This is a genomic window from Bradyrhizobium nitroreducens (genome assembly GCF_002776695.1).
GTDB lineage: Bacteria > Pseudomonadota > Alphaproteobacteria > Rhizobiales > Xanthobacteraceae > Bradyrhizobium > Bradyrhizobium nitroreducens.
In genome coordinates, this window is record NZ_LFJC01000003.1 from 4,077,181 (window position 1) to 4,102,134 (window position 24,954).

Here is a 24,954-nt window from a genome sequence, read left to right on the forward strand (position 1 = left end):
GGCTTTGGGACACTAACCTTCCATGGCCGCCTGCGGCAACGCCATCACGGCCTCCGCCCTGTGGCAGGCGGCAAGGTGCCCCTCGCCGACCTTGCGTAACGCAGGCAGGGCCTCGCGGCAATGCTGCTCGGCGAGCGGACAGCGCGCCACATAGGGGCATCCGGCCGTGGCCGCCGATTGCGAGGCGATCGCCTGCCCCCCGCGCCGGCGCCTTGTGCCCCCGGCACGCGCCCGCGGCACCGCCTCCAGCAGCGCCCGCGTGTAGGGATGGGCGCAACGCTCGAACAGATCCTCGGGGCGCCCCTGCTCGACGATGCGGCCGAGATACATCACCGCGACCTCGTCGCAGAGATAGTCGACCACGGCGAGGTCATGGCTGATCAGGATGTAGCTGAGGCCGAACTGCTCCTGAAGGTCCTGCATCAGGTTCAGCACCTGCGCCTGCACGGAGACGTCGAGTGCCGAGACCGGCTCGTCGGCAACGATCAGCTTCGGCTGGGTGATCAGCGCACGCGCGATCGCAATGCGCTGGCGCTGCCCGCCGGAGAACTCGTGCGGATACTTGTCCATGTCCGCATCGCGCAAGCCGACCTGGCGCAGCACTGCCGAGACGCGTTCGCGGAACGTGGCGCGGTCGGCGCCTTCCAGCACGGTCAGCGGCTCGGCGACGATGCGCGCGATGGTCTGGCGCGGATCGAGCGAGCCATAGGGATCCTGGAACACCATCTGGAAATCGCGCCGGGCACGGCGCAGTTCGTCGGCCTGGAGGCGGTTGAGATCGCGGCCAAGCAGCTGGACCTGCCCCGAGGTCGGCCGCTCCAGCGCCATCACCACCCGCGCGAAGGTCGACTTGCCCGAACCGGACTCGCCGACGATGCCGAGGCTCTTGCCGGCCAGGACCTGTACGCTGACGCCGTTGAGCGCGCGTACCTGGCCGGGCGGACGGAACAGGCTCTCGCGCGGCAGCGCATAACGTTGATCGAGATCCCTGACGTCGAGAAGAGGCGCGATGCTCATGCAGATAACGCTCCGACGTTCGCGGCCATGGAGACGTCAGTCCTGATGCAGCGCACGAAGTGCCCGGGTCCGACGTCCACCATCGGCGGAAGCGCGGCGCGGCACGCATCGATCGCGAGCGGACAGCGCTCGGAGAAGGTGCAGCCGGACGGCAGATCGGCAAGCTCCGGCACGGTGCCTGCGATCGTCTTCAGTCGCGTGCCCTTGCGCGCGCCGAGCTTCGGCCGGGCGCGGAACAGGCCTTGCGTGTAGGGATGGCCCATGCGGCGGAACACCTCGTCGGTCGGGCCGCTCTCGACGACGGTGCCGCCATACATCACCATCATGCGCTGAACGTTCTCGGCGATGACGCCGAGATCGTGCGAGATCAGGATCATCGACATGCCGCGCTCCTCGACGAGATCGGCGATCAGGTCGAGGATCTGGCCCTGAATGGTGACGTCGAGCGCGGTGGTCGGCTCGTCCGCGATCAGCAGGTCGGGCTCGCAGGCGAGCGCCATCGCGATGGTGATGCGCTGGCGCTGGCCGCCGGAAAACTGGTGCGGATAGGCGTCGACGCGCCGCGCCGGGTCGGGTAGCCCGACGCGGTCGAGCAAGGCGATCGCCTCTTTCCGCGCCTGCGCCGCCGAATGCTTCCTGTGCCGCCGCAGCGGCTCGGCAACCTGGTGACCGATCGTGTGCATCGGGTTGAGCGCGGTCATCGGCTCCTGGAAGATCATGCTGATGCGGTTGCCGCGCAGGCGGCAATAATCCGCATCGGGCAGCCCGGCGAGTTCGCCGCCATCGAGCTTGATGCTGCCGGTAACCACGGCGCTGTCCGGCAACAGGCCCATCAGGGACATCGCGGTGACGGACTTGCCGCAGCCGGATTCACCGACGAGCCCGAGCGTCTCGCCGCGCTTGAGCGCAAAACTGACGCCGCGCACGGCCTGCGCCGGCCCGCGGCTGGTGTTGAGACGGACGCCGAGATTGGCGACTTCGATCAGCGGCGCGGTTGCGGGACTCGTCATGATCATCGCTCCCGCGCCAGCCGGGGATCGAGCAGATCGCGCAGTCCGTCCCCGAGCAGATTGAGGCCGAGCACCGCGATCGCGATCGCAGCGCCCGGATAGACCGCGAGCATCGGCGACTGGAACAGCAGCGTCTGCGCATCGTTCAGCATCCGTCCCCAGGACGGCTGCGGCGGCTGCGTGCCGAGGCCGAGATAGGACAAAGCGGCTTCGGCGAGGATGGCGAGCGCGAACTGGATCGTGACCTGCACGATCAGGATCGACAGGATATTTGGCAGCACGTGCTCGATGGTGATGCGGAAGGCGCCCTTGCCTGCCGCGCGCGCGGCCAGCACGAACTCGCGCGCCCAGATCGCATTCGCCGAACCGCGCGTCAGCCGGGTCAGCGTCGGGATCTGGAAGATGCCGATTGCGACGATCGAGGTGACCATGCCGGGCCCGACGACCGCGGCGAGCATGATCGCGGAGAGCACGGCCGGAAAGGCGAAGGTGAAGTCGGAGAAGCGCATGATGATCTCTTCGGTCCAGCCGCGCCGGGCCGAGGCGATCAGGCCGAGCGTGACGCCGAAGCTGAGACCGATGCTGACGGCGATGACACCGACCATGATGGTGGAACGGGCACCGGCGAGCAGCAGCGAGACGATGTCGCGACCGAAGGAATCGGTGCCGAGCCAATGCGCCGCCGACGGCGGCCGCAGTTTCGAGGCGATATCGATCTCGTAAGGCGACCAGGGCGTCCAGACCAGCGACAGCAGGGCCGAGGCGAGCACCAGGAAGCTCAGCGTGCCGCCGAGCACGAAACTGCGGTGACGCAGCGCGCGGCCCCAGAACGTGCGGGCCGGCGCACGGCGCGTTGCCACGGGCAATTCAACCGGCGTGGTCAGGGGCGCGCTCACAGATCGTGGACCTTGATGCGAGGATCGATGAAGGCATAGAGCACGTCGACCACGAAATTGACGATGACGACCATGGTCGCGAGCAGCATCACGCAGTTGCGCACGACGATCAGGTCGCGATTGGCGATCGACTGGAAGATCAGCCGGCCGAGGCCCGGCAAATAGAACACGTTCTCGATCACGATGGTGCCGGCGAGCAGATTGGCGAATTGCAGCCCCATCACCGTCATCACCGGGATCATGGCATTGCGCAGCACGTGGCTCCACAGCACCTCGCGCTTGCCGAGCCCCTTCGCGCGCGCGGTGCGGACAAAATCCTCGCGCAGCACTTCGAGCACCGCCGAACGCGTGACGCGCGCGAGGATCGCGGCCTGCACCACCGCGAGCGAGATGGCAGGAAGCAGCAGCGACCTCACGCCGAGCCAGACGCCGTCCTCCCAGCCGGCAAAGCCGCCCGCGGAGAGCCATTGCAGCCGCACCGCGAACAGCAGCACCAGCAGGATCGCGAACCAGAAGTTCGGCAGCGCGATGCCGACCTGCGTCAGTGACATCACGCCGACGTCGCCGAGCCTGTTGTGGTTGGCGGCGGTGTAGATGCCGGCCGAGAGCGCCAGCGTCACCGTAACAGTCATGGCCATGATGGCGAGCGGAACGGTCAGTGCCAGCCGCTCGGCAATCAGGCCGGCGACTGGCGTGCCGTAGACGTAGGAGTTGCCGAGATCGCCGATGAGAAGGCCCTTGATCCATTGCAGGTAACGAACCGCCAGCGGCTGGTCGAGCCCGAGCTTGACCGTGAGGGCGCGCACCGCGTCCGGCGAGGCATCGGCGCCCATCAGCATCTGCGCAGCATTGCCGGGAAGCGCGTCCAGCACCAGGAAAATGATCAGCGATGCGCCGACCAGCGTCGCCAGCAAGGTCACCAATCGTCGGAGGACAAATACGCTCATGCGCGCTCGGGCTCAAAGCTCATCCGCGGCACGATCAACATGTCCGGACGACCGATGCAAGCTCTTTGCTGCGGGGGCATGTCGTCATTCCGGCCAGCGGGACAGAAGGCCCGCGGAGGCCTCGAACAGCGCGCTGACACGCAGCAATTCCGCATCACCCCGGAAGCGGCCGACCAGTTGTAGCCCGATCGGCAGGCCGTCGCGGGCAAAGCCCGAGGGAAGGCTGATTGCGGGATGGCCGGTCATGTTGAACGGCATGGTCCAGGGGAACCAGTGCGGCCGGACGCTGTCGAAATGCCGCCCGTCGATCTCGATGCTGCCAAACAGGTCCTGGCTGATCGGCAGCGCGGTGCGTGTCAGCGTCGGCATCGCCAGGACGTGCCCGCGCGCAAGCAGCGATTGCACGCGGCGGAACAGCGCCGTGCGCGCGAACATCGCCTCCTGGTAGTCGACGCCGCTCACTTCGGTCGCGAGCGCGAGCTGCTTGAGGAAGGCCTCGCTCAGCTCGTCCTTGTGCTCGGCCGCGAGCTTTGCAAAGCGCGTGCGCCAGACGGTGTGATTGATCGCACGCCAGATCGGCTCGATGTCGAACCCCTCTCCGGAAAATTCCTCGAGCTCGGCGCCAAGGCCAGCCAGCCGGTCAAGGCTCGCCCTGAAATTGGCGGCGACTTCGGCCGATACCGGCCGGCCCGGCGGTGTCAGGCAATACAGGATCCTCAGCCCGCGCAGGTCGCCGCGCGGGGCAGCGGTCGCAATGAAATCAGGCGCGGGCACGCCGATCGACCAGGGATCGCAAGCATCTTCCCCGGCCATCGCCTGCATCATCAGGGCGGTGTCGGCGACGGTGCGGGTCGTCGGCGTGACATAGGTCTGGTTGCCGAACACATCCAGTGCCTGGCTGTGCGGGATCACGCCGTTGCTCTGTTTCAGGCCGACTACGCCATTGCAGGCGGCGGGAATCCGCGTCGAGCCACCGCCGTCGGTCGCGATCGCCAGCGGCGCGATGCCGCTCGCCACCGCCACGGCCGCGCCGCCGCTGGAGCCGCCGGAAGAGCGGCAGGCGTCCCAGGCATTGCGGGTGCGGCCGAACAGCGGCGAATCCGTCAGGCACTTGCTGCCGAATTCGGGCGTCGTGGTCTTGCCGATCAGGATCGCACCCGCGCCGCGCAGCCGCGCCACCGCAACGGCGTCCTCGTTCGGCACATTGTCCTTGTAGGGGACGGCACCGAAAGTGGTCCTGACGCCCTTGGTGTTGACGATGTCCTTGACGGTGACGGGGATGCCGTGGAGCAGGCCGAGCTCCTCGCCCGCCATCATCTTGCGCTCGGCGGCATGAGCCTGTGCCATCGCTTGCTCGCCGCAGAGCGTGATGAAACAGTTCAGCTTGCCTTGGAGCGCCTCGGCGCGGTCGAGCACGGCACGGACGATCTCGACGGGCGAAATGCGCTTTGCCGCAATGAGGCCACGCAGCTCTGTTGCGGACAAGAGACAGGGATCGCCGTTCATCGTCACATCGCTCCGAAGCGGGCCGCCGTTGGCCCGAAGACATTGACAGCGAGAATGACAGTTTTGTTAACTCGCCGTCCAATACGATTTTGGTCGCCAACCCATACGTTTTCGGTATGCCAATGGATCTTCGCCGGCTCCGCTATTTCGTCGCCGTGGCCGAGGCGCGCAGCATCGGCAAGGCCGCCGAACGGCTGCGCATGGCGCAGCCTCCTTTGTCCGTCCAGATCCGCAAGCTCGAGGCCGAGATCGGCGCGCCGCTGTTCCGCCGCGGCACCCGCGGCATGGATCTGACCGAGGCGGGCCAGGCGCTGCTGACGCGCGCGAGCGAGGCGATGGCGCTGGCCGCCGACGGCGTCGAAGCCGCGCGCGCGGTCGCCGCCGGCAAGCGCGGGCGACTCTCGGTCGGCTACATGTTCGTGCTGGCAAATGCGATGTTGCCGCGGCTCATTCCCGAGCTGCGCCGCTCGGTGCCCGGTGTCGACCTGGAGTTCGCCGAGCTCAGCGCCTCGACGCGCGAGGCCCGGTTGCTCGACCGCAGCGTCACGGTTGCACTGTGCATGCCGGCCATCAACCATCCCGAGATCCAGGTGGCGCGGATCGGTTCGCAGCCGCTCATGCTGGCGATGCCGATCCGCTCCCCGCTTGCGCGTCTCGCCGCCGTGCCGATGGCGCGGTTGCAGGGCCGCCCGCTGATCGCGTTGCCACCGCCGGAGCAGGATCCCGCCTCCTCCGCAGTCGCAGCCCTGCTGCGACGCCATCAGGTCGTGATGCCGGTCGTGAGCCGCGTGGAGACCGTGCATTCGGCGATGAGCCTCGTCCTCGCTGGCGAAGGTCTTGCGATCGTGCCGGCCTGCGCCAGGCTCGGCGCGCCACGCGGCATCGTGTTCAGGCCACTGCGCGATGCAGCTGATTCCATCGATATCGCGGTGTGCTGGCGGCGGGATTCCCAGAGCGCGCTGATCTCCAGGTTTCTCAAATGCGCCGAGAAGGCCGTCGCGCGGCTGTGAGGCGGCGCTACCAGCTCCAATTGATCTCGTGGCTCCAGGGCGGATCGGCGCCCGGGCGCGTGCAGGTCAGGCCGGCGCAATTGGCGGCAAAGGACAGCGCGCGGCGAAGCTCGTCGGCACTGATGTCCTTGAGCCGCTCGCGCGCAAGACGCCCCTGCTTGTGCAGGGCAAACAGCAGCGCCGCCTGAAAGCTGTCGCCTGCGCCGATGGTGTCGGCGACCTCGACCTTGGGCGCGACGACCTCAACCTGCCCGGCCCCCGCGTGCCACGCGACGGCGCCATTGCTGCCGCGGGTGATGACGACGAGGCTGGTGCCCTGCCGCTGCAATGTGCCTGCGCGCTGCTGATAGGGCTCGTCGCCGAAGAGATAGGCAAAGTCGACATCCGACATCTTGACGAGATCGGCGTACCCGGCGAACTCGGCCATGCGCGCCTGATAGGCCGCCTTGTCCTTGACGAGGTTGGGGCGGCAGTTCGGATCGAAGGAGATCGTCGAGGCCGCGCGCGCATCCGCGATCAGCGCCTTGGTCTCGGCCGCGCCCTGGTCGTTGACCAGCGTGGTGGACCCGACATGGACGGCCTCGATGTCGGCAAACGGAATCGTCCCGCGCCGGTAAGTCCAGTTCCGCGTCGCGGTCTCGGCATCGTAGAAGGCATAGTGCGACTCCCCCGCGACGATGCGGACGAAGGCGAGCGTGGTCTGGTGATCGCTGCGGGTAGCGAGATCGAGGTCGACGTTGGAAGCTACGGCATGATCGGCGATCATCCGTCCGAACAGATCGGTCGAGATGCCGCCGACGAATCCGGTCGGCGCGCCGAGCCGCGCCATGCCGATCGCGACATTGAGGCAGGAGCCGCCGACCGCGGGCATCACAGCCTCGCGTCCGTCGGCGTTTCGCGTCGGCACGAAATCGATCAGTGCATCGCCGCAGGATATCAGCATTCGTTTTCAACCTCTCGCGATGTCGCCCATCGCCACACGGCTGCGGCGATCGACCTCGCGCAGCAGCTTGTAGACCTCGCGCTTGCGCGTGTGAAACGCGGCCATATCAGGCGTGGTCGGCTCGCTTTTCCGCCCCAGCACCGACATCTTGGCCATGGTCTCTCCGATCGAAGCATAGGCGCCGCCGGCCACCGCCCCGAGCATGGCGGCACCCAGCAGCACCGGCTCTTTCGTCTGCGGCAGCGCGACGGTGAGGCCCGTCGTATCCGCCATGATCTGCCGCACCAGCGGGCTGCGGCTCGCACCGCCTCCCATGATCATGAGGCTGGAGCGGACACCATGCGCGGCAAAGGCCTCGATCACCTCGGCGAGCCCATAGGCCAGCCCGCACAGGCCGGCGACGAACAACCGCTCCATCGAGGCGATATCGGTGTCGAGATCGAGGCCTGCGATCACCGCCCGGGTATCCGGATCGGCATAAGGCGAGCGGTTGCCGATGAACTCTGGGAGGACATGGACGTCACGGGCGAGCAGCGCGGCACGGCTGGCGCTGCCTGCGCGCGCGATGATACGGCGCTCGAGGAATTCGATGAGATCGACGCTCTCGCTCCGCGCCGCCGCGCTCGCCTCGGCAAAGCCCGAATGCGACTTGAGGAGATGGTCGATCGCCGCACCTGCCGCGGACTGGCCGCCCTCGTTGAGCCAGAAGTCCGGGACCATGCCGGAGTAATAGGGGCCCCAAACGCCCGGGACGAAGCACGGCTCTTTCGTCGTCGCCATGATGCAGGCCGACGTACCCATGATATAGGCGAGGCGGTCGCAGACATCGCTCGCCCCGCCCGAGCCGTCGCGCCCGCCGATCGCACCGATGCCGCCGGCATGGGCGTCGATCAAGGAGGCGCCGACCGGCATTCCCGGTGTCAGGCCCAGCTCGGCCGCGGCGGTGCGGGTGAGACCGTTGCCGAGCCGCGTTCCAGGGGCGACGATCTCGGTGCCGATGCGGGCGTATGTCTCGTTGACGAAGTCAGACAGGCCGATGCGCTTGAAGAATTGCGCGCTCCAGCCGCCGGCATCGTGGGCGAGATAGTTCCATTTGCAGGTGACGGTGCAGGTCGAACGCTGCAGCGAGCCGGTCGCGCGCCAGGTCAGGTAATCCGCCAGATCGAAGAAGTGGCCGGCCGCGTCGAAGCTCGCACGAAGGTGCCGCTTGAGCCATAGCAGCTTCGGCGTCTCCATCTCGGGCGAGATCGAACCGCCGACATAGCGCAGCACCGCATCCTCGGTCTCGTTGATCAGCCGCGCCTCGGCGGTGGCGCGGTGGTCCATCCAGACGATGACATTGCGCTGCTTGTCGCCGGATGTACTGACCGTGAGTGGCTCGCCCTGCCGGTCGAGCACCACGAGGGAGCAGGTGGCGTCGAACCCGATGCCGCCGACGCTGTCGGGCGCGATCGCGGCTTCCGCCAACGCTGCCCGCACTGATCTGACGCAGGCGTCCCAGATGTCCTGCGAGGATTGCTCGACGATATCACCGGGCTCGTGCCAGATCCGGATCGGATGTCGCGCGGTCGCAAGCAGGGTTCCAGCCTCGTCAAACACCCCTGCCCGCGCGCTCGTGGTCCCCACGTCGACGCCGATATACGCTCGCGGCATTGTCACTCCCGGTCGCTTTCCGTCAGTTTTGACGGTGAGCCTACCAGCAAGTGTAGCCGCCATCCACCAGCACGATGCTGCCGGTCATCAGGCTCGCAGCCTCGGACGAGAGGAACAGCACGACGGAGGCGATCTCCTCGACCTGCCCCATCCGCGCCATCGGGGTTCCGCCGATCCAGGCGTCGTACATCTTCGGATTGCTCTTCACGAAGGCGTTGAGCGGCGTTTCGATATAGGTCGGCGCCACCGCGTTGACGCGGATGCCGCGCGCGCCCCATTCGGCAGCCAGTGATTTGGTGAGGTGGTGCACTCCCGCCTTGGAGGCGTTGTAGAAGCACTGCTCCTGCGGCTTGTTGACGATGAATCCGGACATCGAGCCGACATTGACGATGGCGCCGCTTCCGGCCTTCAGCATGTGCTTGCCGAATTCGCGGCAGCACCAGAAGGTGCCGTTGAGATTGACGTCGATGACGTTGAGCCAGTGCTCGTCGGTGACGGTCTCGGCCGGGGTTTCGCTGCGGGCGATACCTGCGTTGTTGACGAGAATGTCGACCCTGCCGTGGCGGGCGACGAGATCGTTCGCGACCTCCGCCACACGCCTGGTGTCGGTCACATCCATGATCGCGGTCTCGATGTCGATGCCCTTCGCCTTCAACGTCGCCTTGGCGCCGTCGGCGACCTTGCCGTCGCGATCGCCGATGATGACCCTGGCGCCGGCTTCAGCCAGCGCTTCGGCGCAGGCCAGCCCAATGCCCTGCCCGCCGCCGGTGATGAACGCGGTCTTGCCGGTCAGCTTGAATTTTTCCAGGTACATGATCGTATTCCCGTTACTTGTTAGTTCCGAAGCGCGTTGCCGCTTGCGTCGAAGCGGTGGATGCGCGCGGGGTCCGGCACCAGCGACACGCGGTCGCCGGCATGCAGGCTCAGCTCGCCGACATAGCGTGCGGTCAGCATCCCAAGCGGACCGGCATCGACATAGAGGAAGGTGTCGCTGCCCAGATGCTCGGCGACTGCGATCGTGCCTACCCAGCCGCCGGTACCGTCGCGTTCGATCTTCAGATGCTCCGGCCGCACGCCGATGGTAGCCGCGCCCTGCTGCTGGGCAAGCTCGCCGGTGACGAAGTTCATCTTCGGGGAGCCGATGAATCCGGCGACGAAGAGGTTGTTCGGGCGTTCGTAGAGCTCCAGCGGCGAGCCGTACTGCTCGATCTTGCCGGCATTGAGCACGACGATCTTGTCGGCCATGGTCATGGCCTCGACCTGGTCGTGGGTGACATAGATGGCGGTGGTGCCGAGCTGCTTCTGCAGCCGCGTCACCTCGATGCGCATCTGCACGCGCAGCGCGGCGTCGAGATTGGAGAGCGGCTCGTCGAACAGGAATCCCTTGGGCTCGCGGACGATGGCGCGCCCGATCGCGACGCGCTGGCGTTGGCCACCGGAGAGCTCGCGCGGCTTGCGGTCGAGATACGGCGAGAGGTTCAGCGTCGCGGCGGCTGCCTCGACCTTGCGGTTGATCTCGTCCTTCGGCAGACCGGCCATCTTAAGGCCAAATCCGATATTGCCGCGCACACTCATATGTGGATAGAGCGCGTAGGACTGGAACACCATCGAGAGGCCACGCTTGGCCGGCGGGGTGTCGACCACGTTCTTGCCGTCGATCAGGATGCTGCCGCCGGTGACGTCTTCGAGCCCGGCGATCAGCCGCAGCAAGGTGGTCTTGCCGCAACCGGAAGGACCGACGAACACGACGAAAGAGCCGTCGGCGATGTCGAGGTCGGCACCCTTGATGATGTGCACGGGGCCGAAGGATTTCTGCACGCCCTGAAGTGTGATCTGACCCATGATCCGGCAGCCCCTCTACTTCACCGCGCCAAAGGTGAGCCCGCGCACGAGCTGCTTCTGGCTGAACCAACCGAGGACGAGAATGGGCGCGATCGCCAGCGTGGACGCCGCCGACAGTTTTGCCCAGAACAGCCCTTCAGGGCTGGAATAGGATGCGATGAACGTGGTGAGCGGCGCTGCGTTCGAGGTCGACAGGTTCAGCGTCCAGAACGCCTCGTTCCAGGCGAGGATCAGGTTCAGCAGCAGCGTGGAGGCCAGCCCCGGGATCGCCATCGGCGTCAACACGTAGACCAGCTCGCGCCCGATGGTGGCACCGTCCATGCGCGCGGCTTCGAGGATGTCGCGCGGGATCTCCTTGAAATAGGTGAACAGCATCCAGATCACGATCGGCAAATTGCCGAGGCACAGGATGAAGACGAGGCCGATGCGGGAATCGAGCAGACCGAACGTCTTGTAGATCAAATAGATCGGCACCAGCACACCGACCGGCGGCATCATCTTGGTCGAGAGCATCCAGAGCAGGACGTCCTTGGTGCGCTTTGTTGGCGAGAACGCCATCGACCACGCCGCGGGGATCGCGATCAGGAGCGCAATCAAGGTCGAGCCGCCGGCGATGATGATCGAGTTCATCGCGTGCAGGAGATAGTCGCTGCGCTCCTGCACGGTGGCATAGTTTTCCGTGGTCCAATGGAAGAACAGGAAGGACGGCGGGATGGCGAAGGCCTCGAGTTCGGTCTTGAAGCTCGTCAGCACCATCCAGAGGATCGGGAAGAAGATCAGGAAGCCGAAGAACCACGCCCCGATCGTCGAGACCACCACCCGCCGCGTCGTCGCCATCCGTGCCATGTGTCAAGCCTCCAGATTGCGGCCGACGATGCGGACGAGGAAGAAGGCGACGATATTGGCGATCACGACCGCGACGAGGCCGCCCGCCGAGGCGCTGCCGACGTCGAACTGGATCAGAGCCTGCGAATAGATCAGGAAGGCGATGTTGGTGGTCTGCAGGCCGGGTCCGCCGCCGGTGGTGACGAAGATCTCGGCGAACACCGTCAGCAGGAAGATGGTCTCGATCAGGATCACCACGGTGATGGGACGCGCCAGGTGCGGCAGCGTGATGTAGATGAAGGTCGAGAGCGCGCTGGCGCCGTCCATCTCGGCCGCTTCCTTCTGCTCCTCGTCGAGCGACTGCAGCGCGGTGAGCAGGATGAGCGTCGCGAACGGCAGCCATTGCCAGGCGACGATCAGGATCACCGCGAGCAGCGGCGCGTCGGTGAACCAGTCGATCGGCGTCATCCCGAGCAGCTTGGCGAGCCAGGCGAACAGGCCGGACACCGGGTGCATCAACAAATTCTTCCAGACCAGCGCGCTGACCGTCGGCATCACGAAGAACGGCGCGATCACCATCAGCCGCACGAAATTGCGACCGATCACGGGCTGGTCCATCAGGAGCGCCAGGGGAATGCCGAGCAGGATCGTCAGCGCCAGCACGGAGCCGACCAGCACCAGCGTATTCTGGAGCGATGCGAGGAAGGCGGGATCGGTGAGGAAGTAGCGGAAATTCTCAAGGCCCACGAACGATTCCGAGCCGGGATCGAGCAGGCTGTAATGCAGCGTCGAGAAGTAGATCGTCAGCGCCAGCGGGACGATCATCCAGATGAACAGCAGCCCGACGGCCGGCGTCAGGAGCGCGCGCGCCAGAAACTGCGTCTGCCGGGTTGCCATCAATGCTTCTCCGCTGGCGGGAAGAAGGCGGCCATCCATAGCTCTGGATGGCCGCAAGTCGGAACTCAGGAGGCCGAGCTCGGGTTCACTTGATGTAGCCGGCGCGCTTCATCTCGCGCTCGGTCGCCGATTGCGCCGCCGTGAGCGCGGCATCGACCGTCATCGAGCCCGCAAGTGCCGCGGAGAATTGCTGGCCGACCTGGGTGCCGATGCCCTGGAATTCGGGGATCGCAGCGTATTGCACGCCGACATAGGGCACCGGCTTGACCGTCGGCTTGTTCGGATCGGCGGCGTCGATCGAGGCCAGCGTCAGCTTGGCGAACGGCGCGACCTTCAGATAGTCGGGGTTCTGGTAGAGCGAGGTGCGCGTGCCCGGCGGCACGTTGGCCCAGCCGTCCTTGGACGCCACGAGCTTGGTGTAGTCCTTGCTGGTCGCCCAGGCGATGAACTTCTCGGCCGCTTCCGCCTTCTTGGAGCCGGCGGGGATTGCGAGGTTCCAGGCCCAAAGCCAGTTGGCGTTCTTGCCGAGCCCGGTGTTGGGCGCGAGGGCAAAGCCGACCTTGTCGGCAACCTTGGAATCCTTGGGGTTGGTGACGAAGGACGCCGCCACCGTCGCGTCGATCCACATCGCGCACTTGCCGGCGTTGAACAGCGCGAGATTCTCGTTGAAGCCGTTCGAGCTTGCACCGGGAGGTCCTGCTTCCTTCATCAGGTTGACGTAGGTCGTGAGCGTCGTCTTCCATTCCGGCGTGTTGAACTGCGGCTCCCACTTCTCGTCGAACCAGCGCGCGCCGTAGGAATTGGCCATGGCCGAGAGGAACGCCATGTTCTCGCCCCAGCCGGCCTTGCCGCGCAGGCAGATGCCGTAGGTGCCGGCGCCCTTGTCGGTGAGCTTCTTGGCGGCGTCGATGACGAAGTCCCAGGTCGGCTTTTCCGGCATCTTCATTCCGGCCTTCTCGAACAGGTCGGTACGGTACATCACCATCGAACTCTCGCCATAGAACGGCGCGGCGTAGAGCTTGCCGTCGGCAGAGACCGCGTCCTTGATCCTGGGCAGGAGGTCGGCAACGTCGTAATCGGCGCCGAGATTGGCGAGCGGCACCAGCCAGCCCTTCTTGGCCCAGATCGGCACCTCATAGGTGCCGATGGTGAGCACGTCGAACTGACCGCCCTTGGTGGCGATGTCGGTGGTGACGCGCTGACGCAGCACGTTCTCCTCCAGCGTTACCCACTTCACTGTGATGTCAGGGTTCTTCTTGGTGAATTCGCTCGTCAGCCCCTGCATGCGGATCATGTCGCCGTTGTTGACGGTGGCGATCGTCAGGGTCGTTTCGGCCATCGCGGGGACGGCCAGCAAAAGTGCAGACGCGCCGCAGACGGCGCCCAGGACGTGTTTCACGGTGACCTCCCCTCAACTCGCGTTTTGGGCATATGCCCACGCGTTGGGCGTATGTTCAATGGAGGGACCGAACTTGTCAAGCAGGCGCGGGGCCGTTCCAGCAACTTATGAGTGCTGCAATGCGGGAGGGGGTGGGAGGTGTCGCCCCGCCCACACTGTCGTGCTCCGCGAAAGCGGGGCACCCAGTACTCCGTGACGTCTATAGGTTTGCCTCAAGCGTGGCCGCGGCGTACTGGATCGTCCGCCCCAGTGCGCAGCTGCGCACAAGGCGGACGATGACAGCGGAGCGAGTGGCGAGATCGTATGCCTCGCTGACGCTCGAAACGCGCCGGCCCTACCGCTCCAAAATCGCCCTTGCCGTCGTCTCGTCAGTGATCAGGCCGTTGATCAGGCCTCCGCTCAACGCCGCCGCAATCGCCACGACCTTGGCGGCGCCGACGGCAGCGCCGATCGTCGTGGTCTTCGCCGGTACTTCCGGCGGAATGCTGGTGAGGCGCTTGTTGGTGCCGGCCTTGAGGAGGCGCCCCTTGGAATCATAGGCCCAACCGGTGATCTCGCCGATGGCGCCCAGCCGCATCATCTCGAACAATTCGTCGCGCGTGACGAAGCCGTCGATGTGAACCTGCGCCTTCTGGTCCATCTGGCCGATGCCGACGAGGCGCAAATCCGCCTTGGCCGCGACCGCCCTCACCTTGGCGATCGGCTCGATGCGGACCATCTTGTTGCGCTCGTCCTCGGACGACATCAGGAACGGCAGCGGCATCGGATAGTGCCGTGCGCCCGTGCGGTCCGCGAGCCGGCCGACGGTGTCGTAGAAGCTCGCCGAACCATCGGCGGAGATATTGCCGACCAGCGAGACGATCTGGTGATTGGGTCGATCGATCGGCGTGACGCGCTCGACGGCCGCGCGCACCGCCCGGCCGGTGCCGAGCGCGACGATCACGGGCGTTTCCGAGCGCAGCGTCGCATCGAGCAGATTGGCGCAGCGTTCGGCGATGCCTGCCGTGGCCTGAGGAGCCGCCGGATCGGCCGGCACCACTTCGCAATGGACGAGGTCGAAACGCTCCTTCAGACGCGCTGCAAGTTCCATGCAGGCGGCGATGGGATGTTCGAGCCGGAACGTGATGAGGCGCTCGGCGAGGCACAACGACACCAGCCGCTGCGCCGAGGCGCGCGAGACCTGCAGCATCCTTGCAATCTCGTCCTGGGTGTGACCGGCGATGAAATAGAGCCAGCCGGCGCGCGCGGCATCGTCGAGTCGCGACTTGTCGTTGTCGGCGGCCATGCGGGCCTCACGCCTCCCAGAAATCGCTCATGCGCGCGAAGACCCGGTCCGCCCCCGCGCTCGACAATATAGCCTCTCCGTCGCGTCCGCGGTAATGGCTGCCGCCGACAAATCCCCAGACGGTCATGCCGGCCGCCTTGCCGGCCTGCACCCCGCTGACGCTGTCCTCTATCACCAGCGTGCGCGCAGGTCGCGCCCCCATCTTCTCCGCCGCGAGGAGAAAGAGGTCTGGCGCCGGCTTGCCATGCCTGACCATTTGCGCGGTGTAGAGCCGCTCGCCGAAATGCGCACGCAGGCCGGTGACCTCGAGGGAGAGCGCGACGCGGTCGAGGTCGCTGGACGAGGCCACGCAGAACGGCACGGACAGACCGGACATCACGCCGGCAATGCCGGGAATCGGCTCGAGCGACGCCGCGAATGTCGACAGCACCCGCGACTTCAGGCGCGGCAGAAGGCCGTCCGGCACGATCCGGCCCAAATCGCGAAAATGCTGCTCGATCGCCTTGGTGCTGCGGCCGAGAAAGAGCTCGAGCGCCTGCTCCAGGCTCAGCGCAATGTCGTGCTCAGTCAGCACCTCGGACAAGCAGCGGCAGCTCAACAGCTCGCTGTCGACGAGCACGCCGTCGCAATCGAAGATGATCAGATCGGGTCTCGGCTGGCTATCGCCCATCCGGACATACGATCATATACTCAAGTTATGAGCAATAGTTCACAGAACGACCGGACGCCGCGGTGCGCCTGGATTAGTGGGCGACCTGCCGGTAGATCGCCGGCAGCGCGGCGGGCAGCCGCTTGATGTTGCCGACGATGGCGTAGCCGCCGCGACCAAACAGGGTCGGGAAGTAGGATTGTGCTGTCGCGTCCACCGTGACGCCGAAGGCGGCGATGCCGAGGCGGCGCGCCTCCTGGACCGACTTGCGGGTGTCCTCGACCGCGAAGCGGCCCTCGTAATGATCGACGTCGTTCGGCTTGCCGTCGGTGAGGACGATCAGCAGCTTCTTGCGCTGCGGCTGGCGGGCGAGTTCGGCCGCGGCATGGCGCACCGCCGTGCCGATGCGCGTGTAATAACCGGGCTTCAACGCACCGATGCGGCGTTCCACCGTCGCGCTCATCGGCTCGCCGAACGCCTTGACGGTTTCGAGCCGCACCCAGGAGCGCCGGCGCGAGGTGAAGGTCAGGATGCTGTGGTGGTCACCGCAGGCCGAAAGCCCGTGGGCGAGCACCAGCAGTGCCTCCTTCTCGACGTCGAGCACGCGGTAGCCGTCGACCCAGGCATCCGTCGACAGCGAGACGTCGACCAGCAGCGTGACGGCGAGATCGTGCCCTTGCGGGCGCATCGCGACATGGATGCGATCGAGACCGCTGCCGCCGCTGCCGGCGCGACGGTCGCATTGCGCGCGCACCAGCGCGTCGAGGTCGAGATCGTGTCCGTCGGCCTGGGCGCGCATCAGTTCGTGGCGCGGCCGCAGCACCTCGAAGCGACGGCGCACCTGGCGGATATGCCGTCGCGTGGCGTCGTCAGGCGTCCAGCTCTCGCCCTGCTCGGAGGCCCCCGCCGCGAGCACGCGGCAATGATCCGGCAGATAGGAGCCGCTGCGATAGTCCCATTCGGGATAAGTGAGGTCCGCATTCAGCCTCGAGGTGTCGAGGGCTTCCGGCGGCAGGTCGAGATCGAACTTGAACCGGCTCGCCGGCTTGCCGGTGCGGCGGCTGAGCGTGATCTCCTCGAGATCGTCGGCGGCCTTCTGCGCATCCTCGTCCTCGCTGTCGTCGGCGGGACGGTCGACATTGACCATCTCGGCCATCGCGAGAATCTTCTCGAAACGGTTGAGCACGAAAGGATCGCGTCGGTTGGCATTGTCCTCGCGCTCGCGGACGGCAAAGCGCTTGCGATTATCATCGGCCGCGGCTTCCGCGCCCGGCGCGCACTCGTCCTCGCCGGCATGGGCGGGCGAGAGCTCGCGCGTCCAGCAATCCCCCCAGAGCGGACACGGCAGGATCGAATGATAACCCGGCGGCGCCTTTTCGGGCAGCGGGGCTGTTCCCATCATCGCCGGCCACAGCTTGCCGGCAGGCGCCCCGCCGGCTCCGAGCAGGGCCAGCACGATCTGCTCGACCTCCTGCTCGATGCGCGGCAAGGGACGACGAGGCCTGGCCTCGGCGGTTGCTGCGGCCAGCTGCGCGTAGTCGGCGACGAGGCCGGGAAATTGCGTGAGCACCCAGACCGCCGTCTCGCTCGCCCGGCGCAACACCAGAAGATCCCGCCGCAGCGGATCGGCTTCCGTCATCGTCTCGATCGGCGCGGCGGCGAACCACGCCGCAAGCCAGCGATAGAGCGCCGCGTTCAACGCGCGGTCGGGAAAGATCGAGATGCGATCGGGAAGGAAGATGGTCGCGGCGTCGCGGCCCGGCTGCTCCAATCGCTCGTCACCAAGGCCGATGCGCTGCCTCCAGCCGAGACGGTGTCCCGATTTTCGCGCGCTTGCGCTCGCGATCTGCACCCCCGTCTCGCCGCCGAGCGCGCGGAACATCACCGCGAGCCGGCCCCTCATGTCGGTCAGAGCGACGGCATGATCGTCGTGGACCGGATAGCTCGCGGTGCCGCCGACCATCCTGTGCCAAGCACGGCCGACCGTCTCCTCCAGTTCGAGGAAGTCGAGCATGACCGCGGCCTCACCCGATGACGGCGCGCGCGACGTCCAGCAGCGCCGCCTTCACGTCGGCGTCGTCGGTGAGCGGCTCGATCATGCCGGCCAGCACCGCATCGGCGATCGGCGTGCCGGCGGCAATCAGGGTCGCGCAATAGACCACGAGCCGGGTCGAGACGCCCTCTTCCAGATCGTGGCCCTTGAGCGCGCGCAGCCGCCCAGCCAGCCCCACCAGCGGCCGCACGCGCTCCGGCGACAGCCCGCTTTCGGCGGACACGACGCCGATCTCCTGCTCTGGCGGCAGGAAATCGAACTCGATGGCGACGAAGCGCTGGCGCGTCGAGGGCTTCAACGCCTTCAGCAGCGTCTGGTAGCCGGGATTGTAGGAGACGACGAGCATGAAGCTATCAGGCGCCACCAGCTCCTCGCCGGTGCGCTCCAGCGGCAGGATGCGGCGATCATCGGTTAGCGGATGCAGCACGACGGTGACGTCCTTGCGGGCCTCCACGACCTCGTCGAGATAGCAGATGCCGCCTTCGCGCACGGCGCGCGTCAGCGGACCATCGGTCCACACGGTATCGCCGCCCCTGAGCAGATAGCGGCCGGTGAGATCGGCGGCGGTGAGATCGTCGTGACAGGCGACGGTGTGAAGCGGCAGTCCCAGCCGCGCCGCCATATGCGCGACGAAGCGCGTCTTGCCGCAGCCGGTCGGCCCCTTGAGCAACACCGGCAGACGCCGCCGCCAGGCATGCTCGAAGAGCTCGCATTCGTTTCCGGACGGAACATAGGCCGGCAGCTCCGGCGCCGAGGTGACCGTGTGAAGGGCAGCTTTCATGATGTCTCTCCGGACTTTCCAGGAAGGAGGCGGCCGCGGCGAACCGCGGCCGCCCTTTCTCGTTCACTCGGCCGGCTGCAGTGCGGCAGAAATGGTCGCCTGCTTCTCGCGGCCCGGCACCAGCACGGCCCAGACGAACATCAGCGCGGAGATCGCAACGAACACACCGGAGCCGAGGCGGACCCAATAGAACATCGCGAGCTGGTCCTGCACGTCCATGTAGCTCTGGCCGAGGACGCGCTGCAGATGGACCTGGACCACGCCGGCGAAGGTCAGCGCGAAGGTCATGGTCATCATCGCCGTGCACATGATCCAGAAGCTGGTCATCGAGAGCCACTGGTTATAGGGCGCACGTCCCTTGAGCTGCGGGATCGCATAGGCCATCACCGACAGGTTCAGCATCACATAGGCGCCGAAGAAGGCGAGATGGCCGTGCGCGGCGGTGACCTGGGTGCCGTGGGTGTAGTAGTTCACCGAGGACAGCGTGTGCAGGAAGCCCCACACGCCGGCGCCGAGGAACGCCATCACGGAGCAGCCGACCGACCACAACAGCGCGGCGCGGTTCGGATGCTTGCGGCCGGCCTTCCAGGTCATCTGCACCGTGAAGATCACCATGGTGAAGAACGGCGCGACTTCGAGCGTGGAGAACAGCGAGCCGATCCACTGCCAATAGCCGGGCGCGCCGATCCAGTAGAAGTGGTGACCGGTGCCGAGAATGCCGGAGAACAGCGCTAGCCCAATGATGACGTAGAGCCACTTCTCGACGACCTCACGATCGATACCGTTGAGCTTGATCATGAGATAGGCGAGCACGGAGGCCATGATCAGCTCCCAGACGCCCTCGACCCAGAGATGGACGACGTACCACCAGTACATCTTGTCGACGGCAAGGTTCGCCGGGTTGTAGAAGGCGAACAGGAAGAAGATCGCAACGCCCCACAGACCGAACAGCAGAATGTTGGTGATCGTGGTCTTGCGCCCCTTCAGCGCCGTCATCGTGACGTTGAACAGGAACATCAGACAGACGACGACGATGCCGACCTTGATGATGAAGGGCTGCTCGAGGAACTCGCGGCCCTCGTGATAGTGGAAGAGGTAGCCGACCACTGCGACGCCGGCTGCGCCGAAGAACATCCAGAACTGGATCTTCGCCAGCAGCGGGCTGTAGAGCTCGTTCTCGGTCTCTTCCGGGAGCAGATAGTAGGTCGCCCCCATGAATCCGATCAGCGACCAGACGATCAGCGCGTTGGTGTGGATCATCCGGACGATGTTGAACGGCAGAATGACCGACAGGGTATTGGGCAGGACGTAGATGGTTCCGGCGAGAAGGCCAAACAGGACCTGGGCCAGGAACAAGGTCAGCGCGCCGTAGAAATACAGCATCGCGACTTTCTGGGTTTGATATTTCATCTCGAGTTCTCTCTGTCTTGAGAAGAAGAAAGCAGCATGCTCAGCCGGCCTTGTTCGGCGGCCAGCTCTGACGCTTGATCGTGCTGGCCCATTGCAGGAAGTCAGCGAGGTCGTTGAGCTCCTGGTCGGTCAGGTTGAACTGCGGCATCTGCCGCCGGCCCTCTGCGCCCGAGGGCTGCGACTGCATCCAGGCCTTCAGCGTCTCGCGAGCAGCGGCCGGATCCTCCTTGCCGCCCCAGCGGTCCCAGACGTTGCCGACCTCGGGGGCGAAATAGGCGCCCTCGCCCAGCAGCGTGTGGCAGTTGATGCAGGAGTTCTTCTCCCAGACATGCTTGCCGCGGGCGACCGACGACGTCAGCGTCGTGGCGTCCGTGGATGTCGTGGCCATGTAGTAATGGCTGTGCGCCGTCAGCCCTATGAAGATGGCGAAGAAGAAGGCCGAACCGCCGTAGAACACATTTCGGGCGGCCGACTTGGTCAGGCGTTCAGCCATTGCCAATCCTTTCCGGTTTGAGTCGAGAAATTCTGTGATGCGATTTATTGACGATCGCCGGGAAGTGCTCTTTGACGAAGCGCAACGAGCGCGACGATGTACAACCGCCGGTCAGATCAGGGCGATGATGGCGGATGCGAGCCAGGCGAACAGCACCACGATGACAACCCAGGCGCTGACGAGACCGCGCCAAAGCGCCGGCGCGGCGCGAAGATCGAGGAAATCGAGCACGATACGGCGGCCCTTGAGGGCGGCGAATGTCAGCAGCAAGGCATTGGCGAACAAGGGGCGCGACACCAGCGAGGGAACCAGAAGGGTCGCGAGCGCAAGGCCGATCAAGGTAAGCCAGGCGATGTCGAGACGATCCGGACTCACGGGTGCACCAGATAGATGATGGGAAACATGACGATCCAGAGCAGATCGACCATGTGCCAGAAAGCGGTCCCGGTCTCGACGCTCTCGGCCCGGGCGCCCCGGGAAACTACGGCCAGGATGACGATGCCGAGGCCGACATGCAGGAGATGGAAGCCGGTGAGGAGGAAGTACAGCGTGAAGAACGGGCTGGTCTCCAGGCCGTTTCCTAATCCGATCTCGCCGGCATATTCGGTCAGCTTGACCGCGATGAAGACGCCGCCGAGAGCCATGGCGCCGAACAACCAGCCCCGCGCACGCCCCCTCTCGCCTGCCCGTGCAGCAGCCGTCGCCCGCGCAGCGGCCCAGCCGCTGGTCACGAGCACGATGGTGTTGATTCCCGCCAGATGCGCGTCAAGCGTGGCCTGACCGGAGGCAAAGACAGCCGGATGAAGCGCGCGAGCGATGACGAAAGCACCGAGGAACAGGCCGAAGGCGGCGAGCTCGCTGAAGATGAGCACCCAGATCATGGGATCGCCGGGAAGATCTTCCAGGATTCCCCAGCCGGTGCCCTGTTGCTCGCAATCCGTCGCCGACATCTGAATTCCAACTCGAGACACCGAACAGATATCTCACCGGCGCGATTGCGACTTTGTCGCCGGACAAATAGTGCAACCGGCCGAGGGCGCGTTTGTGCTATCGCAACGTCTCGACCGCCCCGCCGTCATAAGGTTGATGCATCCGGCGGTTCCGCAAAAGGGTGAGCGATGAGATGAGCGATGCACAAATCGGGCTGCTGACGGCGACCCCCATCATCATTGTGTTCGCCATTGCGCTCCGGCGAATGGGGGTGCTGTCGACCGTGGCCACCGTATCGGCGGTGACCCTCTCCGTCGCGATCGCAACGGTGCTGTTCACGACCCAAACACCGCTGCCGTAGGGTGCGCAAAACGGTCGCCGCAGGCGGACGCGTGCCCACGTCTCTCTCTCGATCAGAGATGAATGGTGGGCACGTCGCGTGGCGCCTTTGCCCACTCTATGGCACCGCCGACGTGGCTAGCGCCGCTGATTATATACGTCGATGCACACCGCCCCCAGCAGCACCAGGCCCTTGATGACCTGCTGATAGTCGATGCCGATGCCGAGGATGGACATGCCGTTGTTCATCACGCCCATGATCATGGCGCCGACCACGGCGCCGCCGACGCGCCCGACTCCGCCATAGGCCGAGGCACCGCCGATGAAGCAGGCGGCGATGACGTCGAGCTCGAAGCCCAGACCCGCCTTCGGCGTCGCGGTGTTCAGGCGCGCGGCGAAGACGAGGCCGGCCAGCGCGGCGAGCACGCCCATGTTGACGAAGGTCAGGAACGTCAGCCGCTCGGTCTTGATGCCCGACAGTTTTGCCGCCTTGGCGTTGCCGCCCACCGCATAGACCTGCCGGCCGATCACGGTGCGGCGAGTGACGAAGCCGTAGAGCGCGATCAACGCAGTCATGATCACCAGCACGTTCGGCAGACCGCGATGCGAGGCGATCAGATAGGTGAAGTAGAGCACGGCGCAGGCGAGAAGGATGCTCTTGCCCAGGAAGAACGCATACGGTTCGACCTCGATGCCGTGCGATTGCTCGCGCGAGCGGCCCTTGGCGCTGGCATAGACGAGACCGAGCGCGAGCACGGCACCGATGAGCATGGAGGTCGGATGCAGCGTGCCGGTCTCGGGCAGAAGCTCGGGAATGAAGCCGGAGGACAGCTTCTGGAATGTCGCCGGGAACGGGCCGAGTGACTGCCCCTGCAGCACCGCGAGCGCGAGGCCCTTGAACACCAGCATGCCCGCCAACGTCACGATGAAGGACGGAATCCCGAAGAAGGCCACCCAATAGCCCTGCGCCGCGCCGATCGCCGCTCCCAGCAACAGGCAGGCAATGAAGGCAATCGTGTAGTCGACCTTGTAGGTCACCATCAGCACAGCGGCCACCGCGCCGACGAAGCCGGCGACCGAGCCGACCGACAGGTCGATATGACCGGTGACGATCACCAGCAGCATACCGAGTGCCATGATGACGATGTAGCTGTTCTGGAGCACCAGGTTCGTCAGGTTCAGCGGCTGCAGCAGCGTGCCGCCGGTCATGACCTGGAAGAACAACATGATCGCGATCAACGACATCAGCATGCCGTAGTTGCGCAAATTGTTCTTGATGAAGCTGCCGTGCCGGCGCTCTTCAGGCAGCGATACCGTCTTGTCGGTCATAGCTGCGATCCTCCCATCTCCGCGGCCGCTGGCGCGGCGTTCCCAATATTTCGGTCGTTGCGCATGATGGCGCGCATGATCTTCTCCTGCGTCGCCTCGGCGCCCTTGAACTCCCCGACGAAGGCGCCGTCATTCATGACGCAGATGCGGTCGCAGATGCCGAGCAGCTCGGGCATCTCCGAGGAGATCACCACGACGCCGCGGCCGGCTTCCGCCAGCTCGTTGATGATACAGTAAATCTCGTATTTGGCACCGACGTCGATGCCTCGCGTCGGCTCGTCCAGGATCAGGACCTTGGGGTCCGTCATCAGCCATTTGGACAGCACCACCTTTTGCTGGTTGCCGCCGGAAAGCTGGCCGGTTTCCTGGTAGACATCGGAGCAGCGGATACGCATCCGGGTGCGATAGTCGCTGGCAATCTTCAGCTCGGCGATGTCGTCGATCACCCTCCCCGGCGCGACCTGGTCGAGGCTGGCGAGCGTGATGTTCTTGCGGACGTCATCGGCCAGGATGAGGCCGAGCTGCTTGCGGTCCTCGGTGACATAGGCAAGGCCGGCGTCGATCGCCGCCGCGACGCTCGGCAGCGCCATGTTCCGGCCTTCGAGCCGGAGGGTTCCGGTGATCGCAGTGCCCCAGGAGCGGCCGAACAGGCTCATGGCGAATTCGGTGCGCCCGGCGCCCATCAATCCGGCAATGCCCACGACCTCGCCGCGCTTGACGCTGAAGCCGACATTCTTGATCACCTGCCGCTCGGGATGAATGGGATGATAAACCGACCAGTTCTCGACGGTGAGCACGGGTTCCCCGATCTTTGCGTTACGCTCCGGGAAGCGGTGAGCCATGTCGCGGTTGACCATGCTGCGGATGATGCGGTCTTCCTGGATCGGCTCGGCATGGCAATCGATGCTGTCCACAGTGCGGCCGTCGCGCAGCACGGTGATGTGGTCGGCAACCTTGGCGACCTCGTTGAGCTTGTGCGAGATCAGGATCGAGCCGATGCCCTGCTCGCGAAAGGCCATCAGGCGCTCGAGCAGCGCGGCGCTGTCAGCCTCGTTGAGGCTGGCGGTCGGCTCGTCCAGAATCAGCATCCGCACGCGCTTGGAGAGCGCCTTGGCGATCTCGACGAGCTGCTGCTTGCCGACACCGAGATCGGTGATCAGGGTGTCAGGGGATTCCCTCAAGCCGACCTGCGCCAGCAGCTCGCGCGTGCGCCGATAGACTTCATCGCGGTCGATCACGCCGAACTTCGACGGCGGATGCGAAAGAAAGATGTTCTCCGCGATCGACATCAGCGGGATCAGCGCCAGCTCCTGGTGGATGATGATGATGCCGAGTGCCTCGGAATCGTTGATGTCGCGGAAGCGGCGCTCCTCGCCCTCGAAGACGATGGTGCCCTCGTAGCTGCCCGCGGGATAAACGCCGCTGAGCACCTTCATCAGCGTCGACTTGCCCGCGCCGTTCTCGCCGACAAGGGCATGGATCTGCCCTGCCTGAACCGAGAAATTGACGTCGCGCAGCGCCTGCACACCGGCAAAGCTCTTGCTGACGTTGCGCATCTCCAGCATGGCGGTCATGATTTCGCTTCCCTCGATCGCTGTTGGTTCACCTCTCCCCGCTTGCGGGGAGAGGTCGGATCGCATCGCAAGATGTGATCCGGGTGAGGGGAAGTCTCCGCGAGTCCCGCTGCCACCTCCCTCGCGGAGGCTCCCCCCCCCCCCCCCCCCCCCCCCCCCCCCCCCC

At 65.7% G+C, this 24,954-nt stretch carries 24 protein-coding genes; 2 read left to right on the forward strand and 22 right to left on the reverse strand.

Going from position 1 to position 24,954, the window contains the following annotated elements:
* Positions 1-12: 12 nt before the first annotated feature.
* The 5 genes from TSA1_RS19585 to TSA1_RS19605 form a co-directional block, all read right to left on the reverse strand.
* The gene (locus TSA1_RS19585; protein WP_100177787.1) at positions 13-1,017 is read right to left on the reverse strand and encodes an ABC transporter ATP-binding protein; all 1,005 of its coding nucleotides are present in this window, start codon (positions 1,015-1,017) and stop codon (positions 13-15) included.
* Entirely contained in the window at positions 1,014-2,027 is a 1,014-nt protein-coding gene (locus TSA1_RS19590; RefSeq protein ID WP_100181222.1) for an ABC transporter ATP-binding protein, read from the reverse strand. Before TSA1_RS19590 ends, TSA1_RS19585 begins: the two co-directional genes overlap by 4 nt.
* A 2-nt stretch (positions 2,028-2,029) precedes the next feature.
* Positions 2,030-2,923, reverse strand: coding sequence for an ABC transporter permease (locus TSA1_RS19595; protein ID WP_100177788.1), 894 nt, complete (start codon positions 2,921-2,923; stop codon positions 2,030-2,032).
* A complete protein-coding gene (locus TSA1_RS19600) occupies positions 2,920-3,870 on the reverse strand; it encodes an ABC transporter permease (protein WP_100177789.1) in 951 nt (316 codons plus the stop codon). The genes TSA1_RS19595 and TSA1_RS19600 overlap by 4 nt, the downstream gene beginning before the upstream one ends.
* 84 nt (positions 3,871-3,954) lie before the next feature.
* Positions 3,955-5,376: an amidase gene (locus TSA1_RS19605; protein ID WP_174718982.1), complete on the reverse strand. Its 1,422-nt coding sequence runs from the start codon at positions 5,374-5,376 to the stop codon at positions 3,955-3,957.
* Between the two features lie 122 nt (positions 5,377-5,498).
* On the opposite strand from TSA1_RS19605, the gene TSA1_RS19610 reads away from it, so the two are divergent.
* On the forward strand, positions 5,499-6,386 hold the full coding sequence (locus tag TSA1_RS19610; protein WP_100177791.1) for a LysR substrate-binding domain-containing protein: 888 nt from the start codon (positions 5,499-5,501) through the stop codon (positions 6,384-6,386).
* A 7-nt stretch (positions 6,387-6,393) separates the two neighbouring features.
* Here the strand turns inward: TSA1_RS19610 and TSA1_RS19615 are convergent, their stop codons facing one another.
* The 15 genes from TSA1_RS19615 to TSA1_RS19685 form a co-directional block, all read right to left on the reverse strand.
* Positions 6,394-7,329, reverse strand: coding sequence for a carbohydrate kinase family protein (locus TSA1_RS19615; protein ID WP_100177792.1), 936 nt, complete (start codon positions 7,327-7,329; stop codon positions 6,394-6,396).
* A 6-nt stretch (positions 7,330-7,335) separates the two neighbouring features.
* Entirely contained in the window at positions 7,336-8,982 is a 1,647-nt protein-coding gene (locus TSA1_RS19620) for an FGGY-family carbohydrate kinase (protein WP_100177793.1), read from the reverse strand.
* Between the two features lie 40 nt (positions 8,983-9,022).
* Positions 9,023-9,796 (reverse strand): SDR family NAD(P)-dependent oxidoreductase, encoded by a 774-nt coding sequence (locus TSA1_RS19625; RefSeq protein WP_100177794.1) that lies wholly within the window; start codon positions 9,794-9,796, stop codon positions 9,023-9,025.
* Positions 9,797-9,816: 20 nt separating this feature from the next.
* The gene (locus TSA1_RS19630; protein ID WP_100177795.1) at positions 9,817-10,824 is read right to left on the reverse strand and encodes an ABC transporter ATP-binding protein; all 1,008 of its coding nucleotides are present in this window, start codon (positions 10,822-10,824) and stop codon (positions 9,817-9,819) included.
* A gap of 15 nt (positions 10,825-10,839) precedes the next feature.
* Positions 10,840-11,670, reverse strand: coding sequence for a carbohydrate ABC transporter permease (locus TSA1_RS19635; RefSeq protein ID WP_100177796.1), 831 nt, complete (start codon positions 11,668-11,670; stop codon positions 10,840-10,842).
* A gap of 3 nt (positions 11,671-11,673) precedes the next feature.
* Entirely contained in the window at positions 11,674-12,546 is an 873-nt protein-coding gene (locus TSA1_RS19640; protein WP_100181223.1) for a carbohydrate ABC transporter permease, read from the reverse strand.
* Between the two features lie 85 nt (positions 12,547-12,631).
* Positions 12,632-13,945 carry an ABC transporter substrate-binding protein gene (locus TSA1_RS19645; RefSeq protein WP_100177797.1) on the reverse strand — a complete coding sequence of 438 codons (1,314 nt, stop codon included), beginning with the start codon at positions 13,943-13,945 and terminating at the stop codon, positions 12,632-12,634.
* 334 nt (positions 13,946-14,279) lie between these two features.
* Positions 14,280-15,230 (reverse strand): sugar-binding transcriptional regulator, encoded by a 951-nt coding sequence (locus TSA1_RS19650; protein WP_100177798.1) that lies wholly within the window; start codon positions 15,228-15,230, stop codon positions 14,280-14,282.
* Between the two features lie 7 nt (positions 15,231-15,237).
* A complete protein-coding gene (locus TSA1_RS19655; RefSeq protein WP_100177799.1) occupies positions 15,238-15,900 on the reverse strand; it encodes an HAD family hydrolase in 663 nt (220 codons plus the stop codon).
* Between the two features lie 73 nt (positions 15,901-15,973).
* The gene (locus TSA1_RS19660; protein WP_100177800.1) at positions 15,974-17,893 is read right to left on the reverse strand and encodes a nitric oxide reductase activation protein NorD; all 1,920 of its coding nucleotides are present in this window, start codon (positions 17,891-17,893) and stop codon (positions 15,974-15,976) included.
* 10 nt (positions 17,894-17,903) lie between these two features.
* A complete protein-coding gene (locus TSA1_RS19665; RefSeq protein WP_100177801.1) occupies positions 17,904-18,713 on the reverse strand; it encodes a CbbQ/NirQ/NorQ/GpvN family protein in 810 nt (269 codons plus the stop codon).
* Positions 18,714-18,776: 63 nt separating this feature from the next.
* Positions 18,777-20,123 (reverse strand): cbb3-type cytochrome c oxidase subunit I, encoded by a 1,347-nt coding sequence (locus TSA1_RS19670; RefSeq protein WP_097659318.1) that lies wholly within the window; start codon positions 20,121-20,123, stop codon positions 18,777-18,779.
* Positions 20,124-20,163: 40 nt separating this feature from the next.
* A complete protein-coding gene (locus tag TSA1_RS19675; protein WP_100177802.1) occupies positions 20,164-20,616 on the reverse strand; it encodes a c-type cytochrome in 453 nt (150 codons plus the stop codon).
* Between the two features lie 111 nt (positions 20,617-20,727).
* Positions 20,728-20,991: a cytochrome C oxidase subunit IV family protein gene (locus TSA1_RS19680; RefSeq protein ID WP_100177803.1), complete on the reverse strand. Its 264-nt coding sequence runs from the start codon at positions 20,989-20,991 to the stop codon at positions 20,728-20,730.
* Positions 20,988-21,566, reverse strand: coding sequence for a cytochrome c oxidase subunit 3 family protein (locus tag TSA1_RS19685; protein ID WP_100177804.1), 579 nt, complete (start codon positions 21,564-21,566; stop codon positions 20,988-20,990). Before TSA1_RS19685 ends, TSA1_RS19680 begins: the two co-directional genes overlap by 4 nt.
* A 173-nt stretch (positions 21,567-21,739) precedes the next feature.
* Between TSA1_RS19685 and TSA1_RS39770 the strand changes: the two genes are divergently transcribed.
* A complete protein-coding gene (locus tag TSA1_RS39770; RefSeq protein WP_100177805.1) occupies positions 21,740-21,907 on the forward strand; it encodes a hypothetical protein in 168 nt (55 codons plus the stop codon).
* A gap of 116 nt (positions 21,908-22,023) precedes the next feature.
* Here the strand turns inward: TSA1_RS39770 and mmsB are convergent, their stop codons facing one another.
* Positions 22,024-23,214 carry a multiple monosaccharide ABC transporter permease gene (gene mmsB / locus TSA1_RS19695; protein ID WP_100177806.1) on the reverse strand — a complete coding sequence of 397 codons (1,191 nt, stop codon included), beginning with the start codon at positions 23,212-23,214 and terminating at the stop codon, positions 22,024-22,026.
* Entirely contained in the window at positions 23,211-24,788 is a 1,578-nt protein-coding gene (gene mmsA / locus TSA1_RS19700) for a multiple monosaccharide ABC transporter ATP-binding protein (RefSeq protein ID WP_100177807.1), read from the reverse strand. Before mmsA ends, mmsB begins: the two co-directional genes overlap by 4 nt.
* Between the last annotated feature and the right edge of the window lie 166 nt (positions 24,789-24,954).